This is a genomic window from Paenibacillus nicotianae (assembly GCF_042681745.1).
GTDB classification, from domain to species: domain Bacteria; phylum Bacillota; class Bacilli; order Paenibacillales; family Paenibacillaceae; genus Saccharibacillus; species Saccharibacillus nicotianae.
On the sequence record NZ_JBHUGF010000010.1, the window covers coordinates 1,445,190 to 1,465,229 of the forward strand.

The 20,040-nt window shown below is 37.4% G+C and carries 21 protein-coding genes and 1 pseudogene; 16 read left to right on the forward strand and 6 right to left on the reverse strand.

Annotation, left to right across the window (positions count from 1 at the left end; genetic code table 11):
* Positions 1-67: 67 nt before the first annotated feature.
* Positions 68-661 (reverse strand): TetR/AcrR family transcriptional regulator, encoded by a 594-nt coding sequence (locus tag ACFSGI_RS10650; RefSeq protein ID WP_204824113.1) that lies wholly within the window; start codon positions 659-661, stop codon positions 68-70.
* A 277-nt stretch (positions 662-938) separates the two neighbouring features.
* Between ACFSGI_RS10650 and ACFSGI_RS10655 the strand changes: the two genes are divergently transcribed.
* Together ACFSGI_RS10655 and ACFSGI_RS10660 are read left to right on the forward strand one after the other, a co-directional pair.
* The gene (locus ACFSGI_RS10655) at positions 939-2,198 is read left to right on the forward strand and encodes a cytochrome P450 family protein (RefSeq protein WP_204824114.1); all 1,260 of its coding nucleotides are present in this window, start codon (positions 939-941) and stop codon (positions 2,196-2,198) included.
* Positions 2,199-2,394: 196 nt separating this feature from the next.
* On the forward strand, positions 2,395-3,732 hold the full coding sequence (locus ACFSGI_RS10660) for a dihydrolipoyl dehydrogenase family protein (protein ID WP_204824115.1): 1,338 nt from the start codon (positions 2,395-2,397) through the stop codon (positions 3,730-3,732).
* 47 nt (positions 3,733-3,779) lie between these two features.
* Here the strand turns inward: ACFSGI_RS10660 and ACFSGI_RS10665 are convergent, their stop codons facing one another.
* The 4 genes from ACFSGI_RS10665 to ACFSGI_RS10680 form a co-directional block, all read right to left on the reverse strand.
* Complete coding sequence (locus tag ACFSGI_RS10665; protein ID WP_204824116.1) at positions 3,780-4,628, reverse strand: hypothetical protein; 849 nt, start codon at positions 4,626-4,628, stop codon at positions 3,780-3,782.
* Between the two features lie 5 nt (positions 4,629-4,633).
* Positions 4,634-4,822, reverse strand: a complete 189-nt coding sequence (locus ACFSGI_RS10670; protein WP_379283161.1) for an RNA polymerase sigma factor — start codon at positions 4,820-4,822, stop codon at positions 4,634-4,636.
* Positions 4,823-4,849: 27 nt separating this feature from the next.
* Positions 4,850-5,128 carry a sigma factor gene (locus tag ACFSGI_RS10675; RefSeq protein WP_379283163.1) on the reverse strand — a complete coding sequence of 93 codons (279 nt, stop codon included), beginning with the start codon at positions 5,126-5,128 and terminating at the stop codon, positions 4,850-4,852.
* 229 nt (positions 5,129-5,357) lie between these two features.
* Positions 5,358-6,224, reverse strand: coding sequence for a MurR/RpiR family transcriptional regulator (locus ACFSGI_RS10680; protein WP_204824117.1), 867 nt, complete (start codon positions 6,222-6,224; stop codon positions 5,358-5,360).
* A 197-nt stretch (positions 6,225-6,421) separates the two neighbouring features.
* Between ACFSGI_RS10680 and ACFSGI_RS10685 the strand changes: the two are divergent.
* The 5 genes and pseudogenes from ACFSGI_RS10685 to ACFSGI_RS10705 all read left to right on the forward strand — a co-directional run.
* Positions 6,422-6,829 (forward strand): annotated as a pseudogene (locus tag ACFSGI_RS10685) (Gfo/Idh/MocA family oxidoreductase); the annotation flags it as partial.
* A gap of 34 nt (positions 6,830-6,863) precedes the next feature.
* Positions 6,864-7,850, forward strand: coding sequence for a Gfo/Idh/MocA family protein (locus ACFSGI_RS10690; RefSeq protein ID WP_204824119.1), 987 nt, complete (start codon positions 6,864-6,866; stop codon positions 7,848-7,850).
* Positions 7,851-8,003: 153 nt separating this feature from the next.
* Positions 8,004-8,300, forward strand: coding sequence for an ArsR/SmtB family transcription factor (locus ACFSGI_RS10695; RefSeq protein ID WP_204824120.1), 297 nt, complete (start codon positions 8,004-8,006; stop codon positions 8,298-8,300).
* 288 nt (positions 8,301-8,588) lie between these two features.
* A complete protein-coding gene (locus tag ACFSGI_RS10700) occupies positions 8,589-9,737 on the forward strand; it encodes an NtaA/DmoA family FMN-dependent monooxygenase (RefSeq protein ID WP_204824121.1) in 1,149 nt (382 codons plus the stop codon).
* The gene (locus tag ACFSGI_RS10705) at positions 9,733-11,193 is read left to right on the forward strand and encodes a DHA2 family efflux MFS transporter permease subunit (RefSeq protein WP_379283947.1); all 1,461 of its coding nucleotides are present in this window, start codon (positions 9,733-9,735) and stop codon (positions 11,191-11,193) included. The genes ACFSGI_RS10700 and ACFSGI_RS10705 overlap by 5 nt, the downstream gene beginning before the upstream one ends.
* A gap of 289 nt (positions 11,194-11,482) precedes the next feature.
* Here the strand turns inward: ACFSGI_RS10705 and ACFSGI_RS10710 are convergent, their stop codons facing one another.
* Positions 11,483-12,310 carry a helix-turn-helix domain-containing protein gene (locus ACFSGI_RS10710; RefSeq protein ID WP_204824123.1) on the reverse strand — a complete coding sequence of 276 codons (828 nt, stop codon included), beginning with the start codon at positions 12,308-12,310 and terminating at the stop codon, positions 11,483-11,485.
* Between the two features lie 147 nt (positions 12,311-12,457).
* Here ACFSGI_RS10710 and ACFSGI_RS10715 point away from each other — a divergent pair, with 147 nt between their 5' ends.
* The 9 genes from ACFSGI_RS10715 (at position 12,458) to ACFSGI_RS10755 (ending at position 19,992) form a co-directional block, all read left to right on the forward strand.
* On the forward strand, positions 12,458-13,228 hold the full coding sequence (locus ACFSGI_RS10715; protein ID WP_204824124.1) for a sugar phosphate isomerase/epimerase family protein: 771 nt from the start codon (positions 12,458-12,460) through the stop codon (positions 13,226-13,228).
* A gap of 60 nt (positions 13,229-13,288) precedes the next feature.
* Positions 13,289-14,308, forward strand: a complete 1,020-nt coding sequence (locus ACFSGI_RS10720; protein WP_204824125.1) for a Gfo/Idh/MocA family protein — start codon at positions 13,289-13,291, stop codon at positions 14,306-14,308.
* Between the two features lie 407 nt (positions 14,309-14,715).
* On the forward strand, positions 14,716-15,417 hold the full coding sequence (locus ACFSGI_RS10725; RefSeq protein ID WP_204824126.1) for an SDR family oxidoreductase: 702 nt from the start codon (positions 14,716-14,718) through the stop codon (positions 15,415-15,417).
* Positions 15,418-15,446: 29 nt separating this feature from the next.
* Positions 15,447-15,704: a muconolactone Delta-isomerase family protein gene (locus tag ACFSGI_RS10730; protein WP_204824127.1), complete on the forward strand. Its 258-nt coding sequence runs from the start codon at positions 15,447-15,449 to the stop codon at positions 15,702-15,704.
* A 103-nt stretch (positions 15,705-15,807) separates the two neighbouring features.
* Complete coding sequence (locus tag ACFSGI_RS10735) at positions 15,808-16,386, forward strand: TetR/AcrR family transcriptional regulator (protein ID WP_204824128.1); 579 nt, start codon at positions 15,808-15,810, stop codon at positions 16,384-16,386.
* Positions 16,387-16,569: 183 nt separating this feature from the next.
* Positions 16,570-17,352, forward strand: coding sequence for an SDR family NAD(P)-dependent oxidoreductase (locus tag ACFSGI_RS10740; protein WP_204824129.1), 783 nt, complete (start codon positions 16,570-16,572; stop codon positions 17,350-17,352).
* A gap of 54 nt (positions 17,353-17,406) precedes the next feature.
* The gene (locus tag ACFSGI_RS10745) at positions 17,407-17,802 is read left to right on the forward strand and encodes a hypothetical protein (protein ID WP_204824130.1); all 396 of its coding nucleotides are present in this window, start codon (positions 17,407-17,409) and stop codon (positions 17,800-17,802) included.
* A gap of 335 nt (positions 17,803-18,137) precedes the next feature.
* A complete protein-coding gene (locus ACFSGI_RS10750; protein ID WP_204824131.1) occupies positions 18,138-19,199 on the forward strand; it encodes an NAD(P)-dependent alcohol dehydrogenase in 1,062 nt (353 codons plus the stop codon).
* A 34-nt stretch (positions 19,200-19,233) separates the two neighbouring features.
* Complete coding sequence (locus ACFSGI_RS10755) at positions 19,234-19,992, forward strand: carboxymuconolactone decarboxylase family protein (protein ID WP_204824132.1); 759 nt, start codon at positions 19,234-19,236, stop codon at positions 19,990-19,992.
* Positions 19,993-20,040: the final 48 nt, after the last annotated feature.

The window sequence follows — 20,040 nt, forward strand, 5'->3', positions numbered from 1 at the left end:
TTCAATCTAAATATAACCAAAAGGCAAATCATTTTAGATCAGTAGATCTTGAATGATTTGCCTTTTGTTATGGAATAAAGATGTTACAGATATGCTCTAAAATATAGTCAGAAGAATGACCACGCACATTTTTTTGAAATACATAGGAATCATTGCGCAAGGCACTCATCAACATATCTGCTTGAAATAAAGCGAATGAATGCTCATTTTCAGGTGATATTTCTTCAAATAAAGTACACAGTATATGGTGTAATCGATTGTACAAAGGGCTTTTGTTCTGCTGCTCTATTCCGCGATCATTAGAGTTCTCTATCCCTGTAAGTAACTGCACATTCTTTTCTCTGAATTGTATAAATAAACTCAATAATCCTCGTAAACGTTCTTTTCCTGTAGAAGATAGATGGCTTTGCAAATACTTCTCAATATTATCAAACAGTAGATTGGCATTATCTTGAATTAATTCAGAACACAGTTCGCTTTTGTTACGGTAACGACGATATAGAGTACCTGATCCGATCTGTGCTTCTGTAGCGATCTGGTTCATACTAACTTCTTCGACACCATGTATTTCAAATAGTTTAAATGCTACATCCAAGATACGTTTACGATTTTCCGCAGCATCCCGGCGTTCTGATCGATACGTTGTATTGGGGTGATCCATTATTTCTCACATCCTGTTATTCAGTATGAAATTTGACAAGGGGAGAGTTCTCCGTTTAAGCTTTAAAAGTGGTAAGCGGAGAACTCTCCCTTTATCAATATTTTTTAAGAAAGGAATAGGCAACCTATGAAAAGTAAACCTAATAACGTTCTGTTTGTCAATGAATTACAACGATGCCAGTCTTATAGTTATGAAGTCCAAAACCGTTCTGTTGCTATTCTCTATTTATAAAAGTCATTAGTGTATTTTCTAAAAAAGCATTGAAAGGATGATGATCATGAATACATTTAACTCTATAACTGCAACTTCCAGGCTGAATCCATTTCGCAGTGATGCTGGTGAAGGACAATTTTCAATTTTTGCTGAATTGAGAGCAATGGGAGCGGTGATCCCAATCACTGTTCCGATGGGAAATACGAAGGGTCAGCAGTGGATGATCACTCGTATGGAAGAAGTAACCGAAGTACTCAAAAATCCCAGACTTTTTACTGTGGATCAAAGTCTAATCGAAGGATTAACACCTTCTGTACCTGAAACGACAACGAAAGCAGATTCATCTGCGCCTACTACTTTTTTTAGCGGCAAATCCATGATATCTGTAGATGAACCGGATCATCGACGTTTGCGTAGACTGGTATCCAAAGCATTTACACCCAGATATATGGAAAGTCTGCGTCCAAGTGTACAACAGATTGCTGACGAATTATTAGATAAAGTACAGGAACAAGGACATATGGATATTGTCAAAGACTATGCACATCCACTGCCGATTAATGTGATCTGCGATATGTTAGGTGTGCCTGTAGAAGAGCGTGCTCAAGTTCATGTCTGGTCGACAGCTATTTCACATGGTCTTGGTCTAGGAGTAAGAGAACCTGAGGTAGAAGCTAATTTACGTGCATTTGGCGATTATACAGCTCAACTTGTAGAAACCAAGCGTAAACGTCCAGCCGATGATCTGATAAGCCAATTGATTGCAATCGAAGAAGAGGGGGATCATTTGAGTGAAGATGAACTACTTTCTATGATTACATTATTGATCTTTGCCGGTCATGAGACGACTTCTAATTTGCTTGCTACTGGAACTTTGATGTTGTTGGATTATCCAGAGCAATTGAATAAGCTCAAAGCTGATCCTGAACTCACATCCTCAGCATTTGAAGAGTTACTCCGATTCAACGGACCTGCTACAATGACAGGCCCTCGTTATGCTACAGAAGATACCATACTCGGTGGTCAGCAAATCAGCAAAGGAGATGTAGTGATTCCTTTACTAAAATCAGCGAATCGAGACGAACTGTTATTTGAACATTCAGAAAAGTTGGATATCGATCGTGCGGTGAATCGTCATCTAGCTTTTGGACATGGGATTCACTCTTGTCTGGGAGCGCCGTTAGCGCGCGTCGAAGGCGATGTAGCTTTTAGAACATTACTTCGTCGGATGCCTAATTTACAACTAGCTGTTCCGCGTGAAGAAGTGAACTGGCATTTTGCCCTGAGTTCGCAAAGTCTGGTCACATTGCCAGTTACATTTTGATCTATATAATACAGTGATTTGGAAGAAAAAAAGGAGTACAGACGCGGTCTGTACTCCTTTTGTATATCTAATTACCTTTAATCCCAATTAATCGCGTACGATTGATTAGGACTACTTTTGGTTATAATACAAATAACAAATCATATTCAAATCTTTAGATATCCTTAGATTACATTCGAAAATGGAGGAATATATAATGAGTAACTTTGATGTTTTATTTATAGGTAGTGGTCAAGGCGCATGGAATGCAGCGATGCCTTTAACGATGGCAGGTCAAAAAGTAGCTATTGTCGAACGCAATAAAATTGCTGGTGTATGTACAAACTATGGTTGTAATCCAAAAATTATTTTGGATGGCCCTATTAAAGTGATGGAAGACGCGCAAGCATATCATGGAATCGGTATGACAAGTGAAATGAAGATTAACTGGTCTGAATTAATGGCTCACAAAAATAAAGTTCTAGATGCTTTACCTGTGATGTTAGAGGAAAATTTCAAAAAAGCAGGCATTGAAGTGATCAAAGGGGAAGCGTCTTTTGTAAATGAAAAAACGGTCTCTGTGAATGGTCAACAATATACCGCAGACAAAATTGTAATTGCAAGTGGTCAACGTCCAACGCCACTAGATATACCTGGTAAAGAATACTTAAAAACAAGCAATGAATTTTTATACTTAGAAGATCTTCCAGATCATATTGTATTTGTAGGTGCTGGTTATGTATCGATGGAACTGGCTTCTATTGCTGTTAAAGTAGGAGCAACTGTGCATGTAATCCAATCATCCGATCATATTTTAAATGAATTCCACCAACCTTATGCGCAGAAATTACTGAAAAAGATGCAACAAGATGGAATCCAATTCCATTTCAGTGAAAAATTAAGCAAAGTCGAACAACAAGGTGAGCAGTTGCAGATCACGACAGAAAACGGTCTGACATTAACAACCCAATTAGTCATTAATGCTACAGGCCGCGTGCCGAATGTAGAAAATCTAAATCTTGAAGCAGCCGGTGTAGAGTACAACAGTAAAGGTATAGTGGTTGATGAATACCTACAAACTACACAAAAAGGGATTTACGCAAGCGGAGATATTCTTGATAAAAAACAACCGCGTCTAACTCCAACTGCTGTATTTGAAGCGAAATACCTAGCGGCTTCTTTCTTGGGTGCTCAGACTCAGGGTATTGAGTATCCACCGATCGCTACGATTGCTTTTACTGTACCTCGGATTGCACAAATTGGGATAACAGTTGAAGAAGCTGAATCTACTGGACTTACAGTGAAACCAATCGATCTAGGCAAACAGTGGGACTTTGCAGGTCGTAATGAAACAGAAGCTCATTTGACTCTTATCTACGATCAAGAGCAAAAACTTGTCGGTGCGTCTGCTTATAGTCAAGAAGCACTTGAGATCATTAATAGCTTAACTCCTGTGATTACACTAGGATTAACTTCCAAAGATGTAGACAAATTGATCTATGCATTCCCTTCTTTTGAAACGATGATTCCAAGATATATGCAAGAAGCAAAATAAGCAGAAATAAAACCCCTTACTGTAATATACAGTAGGGGGTTTTTATGTTATTCAGGCATTTCATTATTCATCCAACTATCTACTTGGAAGTCATTATTGTTATCTGCTTGTGCTTTGATTTGTTTGAGTTTAGATTGAGCTTCTTCTAACGTAGAATACTCACCAATCACACCAATAAATTGATCGTTTGCTATTTTGATAAATGAAATATCTTCTTGCGGATAAGTTTCTTCTAACATACCCATCTGTTCTCCAAATGGCATAGGCTGTGTACGAAGAGTAAATATCTTTTGCGGTTGAGCGGGCTTGCTATTTGAACTTAGTGTTAATTCCATAGAAGCGGGATGTTCAAATTCAGTAACAGAATAGTTCACATTGTTTTGGAGCTGCACTACAAATCCCATAGCTGAATCATCCAAAATCATAGATGAATACACATCTTTTACTAACGGAAGCGCAAGTAAATCTTTTCTCACTTGATCGTAATTAAATGTGCGTACACCTTCAAAAGTAAAAATTAAGCGATTCGGTGCTGTTTTGTGTTTTACCGTATAAAAAGGAACACGATTGCTAACTTTGCCGTCATGACTAAAATGAATTTGAATACGGTCTTGCACTACAGAGGTATCGATTTGAGCACCATCTGTTATTTCTCCGCCTTGACCCCATTGCAATACTTGTACGATATGTCCGAGCACAGGAATCTTGGACATAGCACTTGCTACGCCAGGAATATTAACTAACAATACAAAAGCAATACAGGCTGCAATCAGAGAACTATATCGAACAATACGCAATGATCGTTTACGCTGGATCGCTTTTTGTTGAGCATGGTGGATAACATCAGCCAGTTGCTCAGGAATATGAATATCATCATAACGATTTTTTTTCATCATATCTTTTAGACCTCTCCTTCAATCAAATAAACCTTTAACTTTTTGAGAATACGATAGTATCTTGTTTTGACTGTGCTTTCAGATATCGAAAGAACTTCAGATATTTCTTTAAAAGACAGGTCGACAAAGAATTTTAGAATAATATAGGATTTTTCTTCAGGAATCAGACGATCGATAGCATCATATAAATCCATTTTGTCCTCTAGCGTAGTTCCATCCGACTATACAATAAATTCCTGTGTATGATCTTCAATATAAGTAAATCGTTTATTCCGACGAATGTAATCAATAGCAGTATTAATAACAATACGGGACATCCATGAATCGAAATAAGCAATCGAATCTTTTTTTCCAAAAGCAATATAGCCTTTGTAGGCGGCTTCGGATACAATATCCAGTGCTTGATGTTCATTTTTCACGTAACAGTAAGCCAGTCGATATAATTTTTCACGTATCGTCGCTATTTTTTTGCTGAATTGTTGTTCTTTTTTACGATTCATCATAAACACTTCTTATCAACACTCCTTATTAACATCAACGGACAGACTCTATATAGTCATCCCAATTTCTGTACTGCTCAAGCGCTTGAATAGTCAGTACTTGTTAAACTGATAAGAAAGCCAAATAGTTTTCGTTATGTATAATAAAACTAAATCATAAACGATCAGTAGCAAAAACCAGCCTGTTACCCGGCTGGTTAGAAGTAAAATCTATATGGCTACATTTATATTAGATATCATCAATCATATGGCTACTATTGAATTTGTGCAGGGATTGTTCGGTATTTTTCAGATGATGCTTATAATCGATTTTGTAAATACAACTATAGATCACATTTAATACATATTCTAAGGCTATTTGTGAAGAGAATGTACCGATCTTAGCGAGTTTTACTTCATCGTTAGGAAGCTTGATACAGATTGTACTTGATCGTGCTAATTCACTTTGATCATTCGCTGTTATCGTTACAAAAGGAATCTGTTCCTGCTGTAAGTAACGAGATACTTTGAGATAACTAGGAGAATTGCTATGATACGTCAAAAACAGAGCGCAATCTCGTGGTGTCATATTAAGGGTATGATGTGCCCATTCAGACAGTTCAGTCGCAATAATAACGTACTTATTGATTTTAAATAATTTGTTTTGCAAGCTTTTAGCACGAATCTGAGAATCCCCTAAAGCATATATAAAAATACGCTCTGCTTTATCTAGTAACTGTGCTGTCTGTGAAAGTAACGCCTCTTCCATAAAAGCAATATTCTTCTCAATCGTATTTTTCATCAAATCAGCGATTTCCTTAGCGATCTGCATCGAAGATTCTCCAAGACTGAATGGATAGTTCACATCGACTTCGCTAAATTGATGTTGATTCTGCTCAAATTCGCGTGCTAGAGAAAGGCTAAATTCTTTAAACCCGGATAATCCTAGCTTATGAGTTAACCGATTGATTGCAGAATGAGAAGTATATGTAGCTTTCGCTAGTTCCTGAATAGTGAAAGCTAACATTTTTTCTTGATGCGTCAAAATATAAGTAGCAATACTTTGTTCATTGGTCGTAAATTGTTTCATTTCAGCTAATTGTAAAAGCACTTTCAAAAGATTTCACTCCTATTCCAATACAACAATAACGTTCAAAATCTTTTGGTATTGAACATTTTGTTCAAAGAACACCTTATATTTAGTTGATCAATCAGCGAATACTGGTCGAATATACCGTTATAAAGCTAATCCCTTTACGCTACAGATTCTTTTTTTATAATAAAAGAAACCAAGTGATAAAAGGAGCAAGCATGATGTTAACTATTGGCTATATCGGCAATGGCAAAAGTACAAATCGCTATCATTTGCCTTTTTCTATAAATCGCGATTATTTGAATGTCAAAACAATTTATGCACGTCATCCCTACAAAACAGACTGGACACAGATGGAACATATCCTCTATACCGATGATATCACAAATATACTTCATGATCCTGATATTCAGTTAGTCGTGATCTGCACACATACCGAGTCTCATTATACGTATGCCAAAATGGCACTGGATCATGGCAAACATGTACTTGTCGAAAAACCATTTATGCTGACCAAAGACGAAGCAGATTCTATTTTTCAATACGCTAAAGAAAAGAACTTATTGATCCAATGCTATCAAAATAGACGCTATGACTCTGATTTCTTAACGATGCAAAAAGTGATGGAAATATTAGAAAAAGGGATAAAGGAGTGTTCTTAATATGAAGTTAGGAATCGTCGGATCAGGGATGATTGTAGAAGATTTACTGAGCTTTATTGGAGATATTCCAGCGATTCATCTACAAGCTATCTGCGCGCGTTCAGGTCATGAAGAGAAGTTATCGAAGTGGCAAGCTCAATATCAGATCAAGCACATGTATACAGACTATAGTCGATTACTTGCCGATGAGCAGGTAGACACTATTTATATTGGACTTCCTAATCATTTGCATTATTCATATGCCAAGCAAGCCTTAGAACAAGGCAAGCATGTAATCTGTGAGAAACCTTTTACATCGAATCTACAAGAGTTTGTAGAACTCAAAGAACTTGCGATACTCCAACATTTGGTGCTAGTTGAAGCGATCTCTAATCAATATCTAAAAAATGTACTCGCTATCCGCGAACAACTGCCCAAGCTTGGCAATATCAAAATTGTAGAGTCTAACTATTCGCAATTCTCATCACGTTACCACAGATTCAAAGCAGGGGAAGTATTATCCGCGTTCAATCCTGCTGCGTCAGGTGGCGCATTGATGGATATTAATCTGTACAATATTCATCTTGTGGTTGGTTTATTTGGTAGTCCACATGCGGTTCATTATTATGCCAATATAGAGCGGGGGATCGACACCTCAGGCATATTGTTACTCGATTATGATCATTTCAAATGCGTCTGTATCGGTTCCAAAGACACGAGTGCACCGAATCGAACCAATATTCAAGGCGATCAAGGTTATATCTCGATTGCAGGTTCTACCAATATTGTCGATCATTTTGAGTATGTTGCGTATAATGAATCCCCTGTTCAAATAGATATCAAAGATCATCCGCATCGTATGTATGATGAATTTGTAGAGTTCGAACGAATCATTCAACAACAAGATCTACTTAAAGTGGCTGAAATGCTTAATCACAGTGAGAAAGTGATGAATGTAATCGAACAAGCCAAATCTTCTGCTGGACTTGTATTTGATGCAGATATGTAAATACAATAACAAATTAGAACAAATGTATAGCGATGAGTCATAAAGGCTAATCCTTTACATCGTATTTATTTCATGATAGTATTTATTTCGATATATATCGAAATAAATACTATAGGGTAAAACATTTTATACTCGAGAAAGGGCTAGTTGAAAATGGAGATTGATCAAATTGTTAAGGTTTATAAAGCATTGGGGGATAGTACTCGATACAAGGTTGTCCAAATTATTGGTGAGGAAAATAGTTTGTGTCCCGCACAGCTTGAAGGCCGTCTTGATGGTATTCCTTTGTCCACGTTATCTCATCATTTAAAGCAATTATCAGATTGTGGAATTTTAAATTCTGAGAAGCGAGGAACCTATATTTTTTATAGTTTGAATGAGGCTGTTGCCAAAAAGTTTATACCTGATCTATATGATATTTCCATTAAAACGGATACGCCGAAATCATAAATATGATAATTCTGTATTTATACGGAATTATTTTTTGTTTATTATTTCCACTTTTTTCGAAATATAAAATGTTATACCTTAAAAAATCGGAGGTTTGTTACTATCGTATTTCTTTAAATAGTCATACAGATTGGAATTTTTACCATCTATACTGATTAATATTTCTGTATTTTTAGAAATATAGAATTAAAGTATATGAAGCTGTTACACAATTATTAGTAGGTGAAAAATGTAACTCTACGCTAATTCACTAACCAAAATAAACAAAAAGAAAGGAGATCGGTATGAATGACAGAGAAAAAACAACTCAAAATTGGCGGCATTATAGATGGAGTAGGCTTTAATTATATGGGGTGGCGACATCCGGATATGCCTGCTAACGCCAGTGAGAACATTGATTACTATGTACAAAAAGCTAAAAGATTAGAAGAAGGAAAGTTTGAAATGATCTTTTTAGCTGATGTTAGCCATATTGGACCAAGAATGATTCCTCATTACCTTAGTATGTTTGAAGGAGTCAGTATTCTGTCTGCTTTAAGTATGGTGACTCATTCTATTGGACTTACTGCTACCATTGCGACTTCCTATGCAGATCCATTCACTGTTGCCCGTCAGATGGCTTCTCTCGACAAAATCAGTAATGGCAGAGCGGGTTGGAATGCTGTTACTTCTAATCCAGGTGGATTAGCAAATTATAGTCGCACCCATCTTTCTAAAGCAGATTTGTATCCAATGCAAAATGAATTTTTGGAGGTTGTAAAAGGGCTTTGGGACTCCTATGAAGAGGATGCTTTTATACGCGATAAAAAAAGCGGAGTATTCCATGACCCACAAAAAATGCACGCTCTCAACTATAGAGGAAACTATTTTTCAGTAGATGGGCCGTTAAATATTAGCCCTTCAAGACAAGGAAGACCGGTCATATTTCAAGCTGGTACTTCTTCAGATCTAATGAATATTGCCTCGAAACATGCAGATGGTATATTCACTGGTTTTGAAGAGTTAGAGGATGCTAAAGCATTCAGTAAAGAGTTAAAAAGAAGAGTCAGACTAGAGGGTCGTTCACCTGATGATTTCTTGATTATGCCCGGACATAATCCGATTGTAGGACGGACAGAAAAAGAAGCAGAAGAAAAATTTCAAGAGTTGCAGTCACTCATGCCTATTTACCAAATACCAAAGCCGAATTTTTTTGGTTCAGCAGAAAAAGTAGCAGATCAAGTTCAATGTTGGTATGAGGCAGGGGCGATGGATGTATTGCTCATAAGACAGGAACATCCTTCTGGATTTGATGACTTTATTGAATTAGTCGTGCCTATTTTACAAGACAAAGGAATTTTCCACAAAGAATATGAATCCAACACATTACGAGATAATTTGGGTTTACCTTATCCTACAAATAGATACTCTATTCGAAACCATGATGACTTAAATTAATCTACAAGGAGATATAGAAATGAAAAAGGAATACAATACGCGTGCTATTATGGTAGCGCTACTTATCTGCGGTTTTTCTGGATATCTAAGCGAAACTGCTATCAATATTGCTATGACTAATCTAATGGAAGTATTCCAAATTTCAGCGGCAACTGTACAGTGGTTAACGACAGGGTATATGTTGACTATAGGTATTTTGACACCAATAAGTGCAATGTTATTGCAAATGTTTTCTACAAGACAACTATTCATAGGTTCGCTTGTCAGCTTAATATTAGGTACATTGATCGCGGCGCTGGCTATTAACTTTGAAATGTTAATGTTCAGTCGAATTTTGCAGGCAGTAGGTATGAGCACCTTGATCCCGCTCTTGTTCAATACCGTTCTCGTCATCTATCCACATCATAAACGGGGAGCAGCAATGGGGTTAGTGGGGCTTGTAACGATGTTTGCCCCGGCGATCGGGCCGACTTTCGGTGGTCTAGTCGTGGGATATTTAACATGGCAGTATATTTTCTGGATATCGCTTCCATTTTTAGTTGTAGGGTTGTTGATGGGATTGAAGTATTTAGAGAATGTTACTGATGTCATCAAGCAAAAGATTGATATACTGTCTGTGTTATTATCAACGATTGGATTCGGAGGAGTTGTTTATGGATTTAGTCAGGTCAGCGAAGGATCGGAAGGTTGGAGCAATCCAGTAGTGATTACTTCAATCATTGTTGGCGTTATCGCACTGGTGCTATTCATACTGCGTCAGAACGTGATGAGTAATCCGATGATCGATCTGAGGGTTTTCAAATATCCGATGTATGTTATCGGACTAATCCTAGTAGCATTATGCCCAATGATTTTTATGACGACGTTGATTACACTACCAATGTTTCTACAGACAGGTGCAGGATTATCTCCGTTCACTGCGGGGCTCATGCTTTTGCCGGGTAGTGCACTTTTCGGGCTCCTGTCCCCACGTATAGGTAGCCTTTTCGATAAATATGGACCTAAATGGTTGGTTATTCCCGGATTTGCGATTCTTTCCGTTATGTTATGGTTCTTCACCACTCTATCTCCTGCTTCTTCAATCACTTTGATGGTCGCTTTGCATATAGGGCTTTCTATTGGGACAGCCTTGATATTAATGCCTGCTCAAACGCACGCACTCAATCAATTACCGCCAGAATTATATCCACACGGTACAGCAGTTGTAAACACATTGCCGCAAGTTACAGGGGCGATTGGAATTGCTGTAGCTGTCAGTATCCTCACAGGTGGTATAGATAAATATCTGCAAGGCTTCTCCACTTCTGCCAAACTGAGCGAAATGGCAAATGCGATGTCGGCAGGATCACATAACGTGTTCTTTTATATGATTATATTAGCACTTATTGGATTGGTTACAGCGTTCTTTATTCGCCGTGGTGTAGTCAACCGCAAAGAGGTCAGTACGCAGCTTTGATGGTTTACTAACTAATTCTGTATAAATATCTATCCAAAATAGTCATACTAAAATGAACCAAAAACAGGAAGCCAGTTGAAATTCATGAGCTGGTATCGTCCAAATATACGTATTATAAATAATCGCTAGAAACAAAAAGAGCATTGATATCAAAACGATCAATGCTCTTTTTGCTTCTCTACAGGATTATTATATTTATGAAACAATACATTGAAGCCAATAGAAATGTTATTCATAGCAGAAAGGATACTACTTCTTTAATTGAGTCTAGATATTGATACATAGAACGTTATCTGTTAATTTGTTCTACATTATCTAGCTTTAATATAGGGTTAGATGCTCTGTATTCTACAGGAGACATGCCGAATTGATTACGAAATACCCGATGAAAATAAGAATAACTGGCAAAACCACAAGTCTCTGCAATATGCTCTAGTGTCATCTCGCTATACTGAATTTGTTCGATCGCTGCTTTGAGACGAATTTCAATTGCATATTGGATCATAGTTTTGCCATAATGTTCTTTAAATAATTTGACTGCACGCGAAAGACTAAGACCTGCATATCTAGCGGCTTCTTCTAATTTGAAAGTCATTGTAGCATGCTCTTCAATAAAGCGTTTGAGTAACAAGGTAGCAGAACCTTTGCGATCCATCTGCACATTATCGCTAATCGCTCGATCAATATACAGGCATAGACTGCGTAACAATACGTCTTCTAATTCGGTATCTTCTTCAGGAAGCCCGCGCCGCTTTTCTAGTAACAGATTATGCCATAGTCCGATCAATTTACTTTCTGTTCCTATCGAATACACCGGTGAACGCGGCTTACGTTGCCACCATTCATCGATCCATGATCCCTGACAGAACAAATAATAATCGCCACTAGATAATCCATCTTTTTTAGTAGGCTCTTGCACCACGAGATGATAATCATCCCCGGGCTTGAGTAATAGCAAATCACCACTTTTTAAAATATATCGATTCCCGCGTGAGAACGCTTCACAATAACCATCTGTCTGTAAGCGAAAAATGTAATGTTGTAGTCCATTTTTTATTTGATGATTAAATGCTTTGTAATGATATGAATGATCACAGATCAAAAGAGATGTGTCCAAAATAATCCCCCTAGCCAAAACTTGAGCAAATAGTTCATGTTTTTACGATATTGTGTATGTTCATTTTAGCGTGTCTTGTTCTAAAATAATAGATGAAAGATAACTCTTACACATAGAATAAAAATAATCCAAAGAGGTGCTTTTGAAATGACAACATTAAATATTGGTCTGCAATTATTTACACTTCGTGATGAAACAGCTAAAGATTTCGCAGGAACATTACGAAAAGTGGCTGAACTTGGTTATCAAGGTGTAGAATTTGCAGGTTATGGAGATATTCCCGCTGAAGAAATGAAGGCGCTTTTAGACGAGCTAGGACTGAAAGGATTTAGCAGTCACGTTCCTTTACAATCGATGCGCGACAATTTGCAAAAAGAAATCGATTACTTAAAAGTGATCGGTGCACAGTATATGATCTGTCCTTATATTATGCCAGAAGATCGTCCGCAAAGCAGTGAAGAATGGGGCGCTTTATTTACAGAGTTGCAACAATTCGGAGCAGAAGCAAGCAAACAAGGACTTACTTTTGGTTATCATAACCATGATTTTGAATTCCACGGTGCATTTAAAGATACAAATGCTTTTGATGGTATGTTTGCAGAGACAACTCCAGAAGCAGTTCAAGTAGAAATGGATGTATGTTGGGTACAATTTGCAGGACAAGATCCTTTAGAATATATTCAAAAGTATGCAGGACGTTTACCGCTTCTTCATCTTAAAGATTTTGACAAAGATGAGCAGGGTCAAATGAAAACTTTAGAATTAGGACAAGGGATTGTAAATCTTCCACAAGTGATTGAACAAGCAGGTAAAGCAGGCGTACAATGGCTTATCGTTGAACAAGACGTATGTCAAAATCCTCCTCTTGAAAGCGTGTCCAATAGCTATAACTGGCTTAAACAAAATTACTTACATTAATCCAACGTTTATCAGAACACATACATCTAATCGATATCGACTAAAAGGAGACTATTATTCATGAACAAGATTAAAGTAGCTGTATTCGGTTGCGGAGCTATTGCTCAGCGCAGACATATTCCAGAATATGCAGAAAATCAACATGTAGAATTGGTTGCTTTTGCCGATCCTAACCTTGAACGCGCACAAGAAATGGTTGATCTGTACGGTGGTAAAGCGTACGCAAGCTATAAAGAGATTCTAGCTAATGAAGACATTGATGCAGTAAGTGTATGTACACCGAACTATTTGCATGCTCCTATGACGATTGCAGCGGCTAATGCAGGTAAACATGTATTGGTTGAAAAACCTATGGCTTGTTCGATTGAAGAAGCAGAGCAAATGATCGAAGCAGCTCGCAAAAATAATGTATACCTGATGGTAGGTCATAACCAGCGTCTAATGCCTCCTCATGTGAAAGCAAAAGAAATTTTGGATTCTGGTAAACTTGGTAAAGTATTAACGTTCCGTACATCTTTCGGACATCCTGGCCCTGAAGGTTGGAGCGTAGATGGAGCAGATAGCTGGTTTTTCCGTAAAGAAGAAGCTATTATGGGTGCGATGGGTGATCTAGGTGTACACAAATCTGACTTTATCCGCTATTTGTTAAACGATGAAGTAGCTGATGTTGCTAGCTTTATCGGTACTTTGCACAAAGAAGGTACAGAAGTAGACGATAATGCTACTTGCTTGTTACGCATGAAGAGCGGCGCAATCGGTACACTGGTAGCAAGCTGGACACAATATAGAGGCGGAGACAACAGCACGATCTTGTGGTGTGAAAATGGTGTAATGAAAATCGGAACGGTTCATGGTAACGAAGTGATTGTAGAACTTACAGACGGAACAGTTGAAACGTATGAAGTAGGTATGATGTCTACGAATGAAAAACAAGTTCCAAGTGGTGTAATTGATGCGTTTGTAGAGTCTATTACTACCAATACCCCTCCTACGATTTCAGGCGAAGAAGGTTTGCGTGCAGTGAAAGTCATTTTAGGTGCTTTTGAATCGCAAAAAACTGGACGCGTTGTACAACTGTAATCTTTTAGCAAATAGTGCAGGTGGCTTGAATCACTATTCTAACTAGAATAAGTATCCTGACTATATGTATATCATAAAAGTAAAGATCGTAACTTCTTTGTAGAAGCTACGATCTTTTTTTATATTTACTTATTTTACATTTACGTACCTAGCGATTTGTAGTTATTCCATTGCTTCTACGCAACAAAAATACAATGATAGTAACCGCAAGATTTATAAATTCAAAAAGATCAAAAAAAGAATTTAAAATAATAGTTGACTGATCGTTCTCAAATAAACTATACTTTATTCATCGGGAACGATCATTCCCGAAAGAACATCTTTTTAGATGTATAACTGTATATATGTAAGAAATTATTTTTTTAGTGATTTGAGAACGATCATTCTATATGAGGAGTAGTGAAAACATGGATATTTCAAAACAAGTCGTTATTATTAGTGGTGCTAATCGAGGTTTGGGTAAACAACTAGCTCTTGAGCTTTTGACAAGAGGGGCTAAAGTATATGCAGGAGCGAGAAATCCAGAATCTGTCGATCTACCAGGAGCTATTCCTTTACAATTAGATATTACCAATCCTCAATCTGTAATGGCGGCAACTGAAATCGCAGGCGATGCAACTGTTTTGATTAATAATGCAGGGTCATCTACAGGAGCTCCTTTGTTAGCAGGGAGTTTGGAAGATATTCATATCGAATTCAACACTCATCTGTTCGGTACACTTTCTATGATTCGTGCGTTTGCACCGATTATTGAGAAGAACGGTGGAGGTTCTATTCTAAACATCTTATCCGTATTATCTTGGATCAGTATAGGTCAAGAAGGAGCATATACGGCTGCCAAAGCTGCTGAATGGGGATTGACCAACGTATTACGTCTCGAATTAGCTCCTAAAAATATCAAAGTAGCTGGCTTGCATGTAGGATTTATGGATACAGATATGACAGCAGGGTTGGATACACCGAAATCTTCTCCACAAGATATAGCCAAACTTGCAGTAGATGGAATCGAAGCTGGTGTTTATGAGATTCTTGGCGATGATATCAGCCGACAAGTACAACAAGGATTTGCTGGAGGTATTCCTGCGTTGTACCCGCAATTATTCCAATAAAAGTAGATCACCTATAAGGAGAATTAAATATGCGTTTTCTAGTTCACGTCCGAATTCAACCGGATGCCCCACAGCAAGAAATAGATGAACAGTTACCAGCAGAACAAGCAAGATTTGCAGAATTAGTAGCAGAAGGGGTTATCCAGAACTTTTATCTTTCGCATACTAGAGATGAACATTGGTCTATTTGTATAGCTGATCATCAAGATACATTACAAGAAGCTTTACAAACATTACCATTTTATAAATATATGATCGTAGAATATACTGAATTGGTTGACGAATAAGAAAGTGATTGTAGCACTTAAATAAGAGGTGGTATACCACCTCTAGCGCTTTCTTTACTTAACGTTCTCAATATGTTACATTCTTCGTATTGGGGGGAGTTTTATGTCAAGAAGCAAAGAATTTGAAGTTAATGAAGTACTCGATAAAGCTATGGTTCTTTTTTGGGAACAAGGTTACGAGAAAACATCGATGAGTGATCTGGTAGAGCATATGGGTATTCATCGTAGAAGTTTATATGATACATTTGGCGATAAACATTCATTGTTTCTACAGGCTATAGATCGTTACACAAATAAAGTTAAAATTAATCTTACCAGTGAAGTTAAACAATCCAAAACAGCAACAGAAGCATTGCAGTCTATTTTTCAATTTATGGTTTCAGAAGAAGAAGGATTACCTTCTGGTTGCTTGTTAGTCAATACAATAACAGAACTGGCAGCTCGTGATACAGATGTGAATACCAAATCGATTGAATCGTTTAGAATAACGGAAGATATGCTTGAACAAATTGTGTTATGGGGTCAACGGGACGGAGAATTTACTTCAGATCAGAATGCTAAAGAACTGGCAGAATATCTGAATACACTTTCGATTGGGATAAGAGTTATGGGAAGATCATCGATAGATAAAGCAAAGTTATTGCATATTATAGATGTATCTATCAATTTAATAAAAAGCTAACCTTGTTCAAAGTGTTGAAAATGATTTTTTAGTATATAAGTATCTGATTTAGCATGATCATAGTGCTAATCATTGATACTTTTGCCTTTTCGAGAACGATCATTCTCAATAATAAATTTTGAAATGATGCGTACTAACTATCTGTCATAGAAACAAACAAATTATATATTAAGGTGGATGCAAATGAGAAAAACTGTACTTATCACTGGTGCTTCAGGTGGAATTGGAAAAGAATTAGCAGATCGTTTTGCTAAAGATGGTCATAATATGGTTCTTGTAGCAAGAAGTGAAGCCAAACTTGTAGAAATGGCAAAAGGATATCGCAAAAATTATGGTGTTGATGTCACTGTATTTGCAAAAGACGTAACTGTACCAGGCGTTGCTCAAGAGATGGCAACCGAGCTTAAAAAGGAAGGTATTATAGTAGATTATCTTATTAATAACGCAGGATTTGGCTTATACGGATCGTTTTTAGAAACGGATCTAGAACAAGAAATGAATATGATCGACGTAAATATTAAAGCATTAACGATAATGACCAAATTATTCTTACCTGATATGGTCAAGCGTCGTCAAGGTGGTATTATGAATGTTGCTTCAGTAGCAGCTTTCTATCCGGGGCCACTAATGGCAGTGTATTTTGCGACAAAAGCATATGTTCTTTCGTTTACAGAAGCATTGCAAAATGAATTAATAGGAACCGGCGTAACTGCAACTGCTCTTTGCCCGGGACCTACAGCAACGGATTTCGTAGATCGATCTGATGTAGGAGCTTCCAAGCTATACCAAAGCGGTGTGATGGAAGTCGGAGTCGTGGCCGATGAAGCTTATCGTGGTTTCATACATGGCAAAACATTGATTATTCCAGGAGCGATTCACCGCTTTATTACTTCTTTACCTCGATTTTTACCACGTAAAATGATGACAGGTCAGATTAGAGCACGTACAGAACATGTTGATCGTTAATCTAATCTCAAATTAAAGTACTTAGCCATTATAGTATAAAAGGAGTGAACCCCCTTGCTTTATTACGAATCTCCAGAGGCGCTAGTCTCCTGGCATGAAGATATAAAAACAGTTGTTATTGAATGGAAAGGGTTTGCTAGTCGAGATAAGTATCAGGTTCCTTTGAACAAAAGCTTGGATTTATTAATCACACACCAAGCGACAAAATCTATTGCAAACACATTAAAATTCTCAGCTATATCACCTGCTGATCAGCAGTGGTTCTCTAACGTTTGGTTTCCAAAAGCAACGGAAGCCGGATTAAAATATATGGCTCTAATTACGCCAGAAAAAGTAGTAGCTAGATCTATTTTGAAAAGACTAGATACCGAGCTTGTAGGAAGCTATACTACTGCAAACTTCAATTCAATGGAAGAAGCTATACAATGGTTGTCGTCATCATCCCGTTGAGAACGAAAGCATTCTAGCTAATAAGATGGTGTATAGGCATGAATGTACATCAAGATAAATAAGATTATTTTTATTATTATTTTATAAATAAAAATTAATTTAAAGTCGCTTATACAGCGACTTTTTTTATTGGTCTGAGTGAAAATTATCTAATGTCGTTTGCAAATCTATCGTCTGACCGGATAAATATGCTCTGTTTACCATAACTATATAAAATGGATTGAGATAATTAGGCAATCATTCGAGATGATCAGGATATTCGATTTTTTGGGAATCCTTCATAATAGAGTCATAGCAAGATTACTCTTATTTGAATGAAAAGAGGAATTTATAATATGTGTAATCATCATACTCATCCAACAACCCGGGCATTAAGTGTTCCTACAGCCCAAGCATCATTTGTAACTACAACTATCCAACGAAGAGAATTGCGAGCAGATGATATTGCAATCGATATCCAATATTGTGGTATTTGCCACTCTGATATTCATAACGCACATGACGATTTTGGCAGAGGTGTCTTTCCGATGGTTCCAGGACATGAGATTACAGGCATAGTGACTGCGATAGGTAGCGAAGTAACTACTTTTCAGATCGGCGATCGAGTCGGTGTAGGCTGTTTTGTAGACTCTTGTGGTGAATGTGTATTTTGCCTTAAAGGAGAAGAACAATTCTGCAAAAAAGGGGTTGTCGTTGTATTCAATGCTACAGGTTACGATGGCGAATTAACATATGGCGGATATAGCCAACATATTGTTGTCAAAGAGCAATTTGTACTGCATATTCCTGATCAGTTAGCACTAGATATTGCGAGTCCGCTATTGTGTGCAGGCATTACAACGTATTCTCCGCTCAAGCACTGGGGTGTGAAAGAAGGTACAAAAGTAGCTGTGCTTGGCATGGGCGGACTGGGGCATCTTGCTGTTCAATTTGCTTATAAAATGGGAGCAGAAGTGACCGTATTGAGTCATAGCGCTAATAAAAAAGATGAATCTTATGCTTTTGGAGCAGATCATTATTATTTAACAACCGATCCGGCTACATTCCAAGAGCTAGCAGGTCAATTTGATCTGATTATTAATACCGTATCCGCCAATATCGATGTAGATGCTTTCTTATCTATTTTGAATGTAGATGGAGCGCTTGTTAATCTGGGCTTACCTAATCAGCCTGATCAATATAATGTATTTTCTTTATTTGCAGGTCGCCGAAGTATAAGCGCATCGAATGTAGGCGGAATCAAGGAAACACAAGAAATGTTAAACTTTTCAGCTCAACATAATATCGTGCCAATGATTGAGGTCATTGATGCTAGTCAGGTAGATCAAGCGTACCAACGTGTACTTGATGGTGATGTACGTTATCGCTTTGTGATTGATATGTCTACTTTAGTGTAAAGATTTCTAATTTATTCCAAAAGGAGCAGATAAGATGAATATCACAGCCGCCGCTAAGCAATATTACGAAAAGATGTTTCCTCATTCCCAATCGAAGTTAGCAGAAACAGATCCTGAATTTATCGAATTATTTGATAATTTTGCTTTCGATGAAGTTGTGAATCAAGATGATCTGGATGATCGTACTCGAATGATAGCTATTATATCTACATTAATCGGATGTCAAGGAATCGATGAATTCAAAGCTATGGTTCCAGCAGCGCTTAACTTTGACGTAACGCCTGTAGAAATAAAAGAAATTGTATATCAGTCTGTCGCTTATCTGGGGATAGGACGTGTTTTACCTTTTTTGCATGCGGCTAATGATATTTTGACAGCTCAGGGTATTGCATTGCCTTTACCGAATCAATCTACCACTACGACAGACAATCGACTGGAAGCAGGGATTCAAGCACAAGTCGATATCTTTGGAGATAGTATGAAAGACTTCTGGAAATCAGGCGCAGCAGATACCAAGCATATAAATCAATGGCTAGCGGCTAATTGCTTTGGCGATTACTATACTCGAACAGGTCTAGATCATTTACAACGAGAAATGATTACATTTTGCTTTCTACTGGCACAAGGAGGTTGTGAACCTCAATTAACCAGTCATGCAGCGGCTAATATAAGGTTGGGGCAAGATAAAAAATTTCTGATTAAGATCATTTCTCAGTGTCTGCCTTATATCGGATATCCACGAAGTTTGAATGGTTTACGTTGTGTGAATGAAGCAGCAGAACAATCAGAATAGCGTAATCACTGATTCGTTTATACGATTTGATTGTAACTAATAGATACG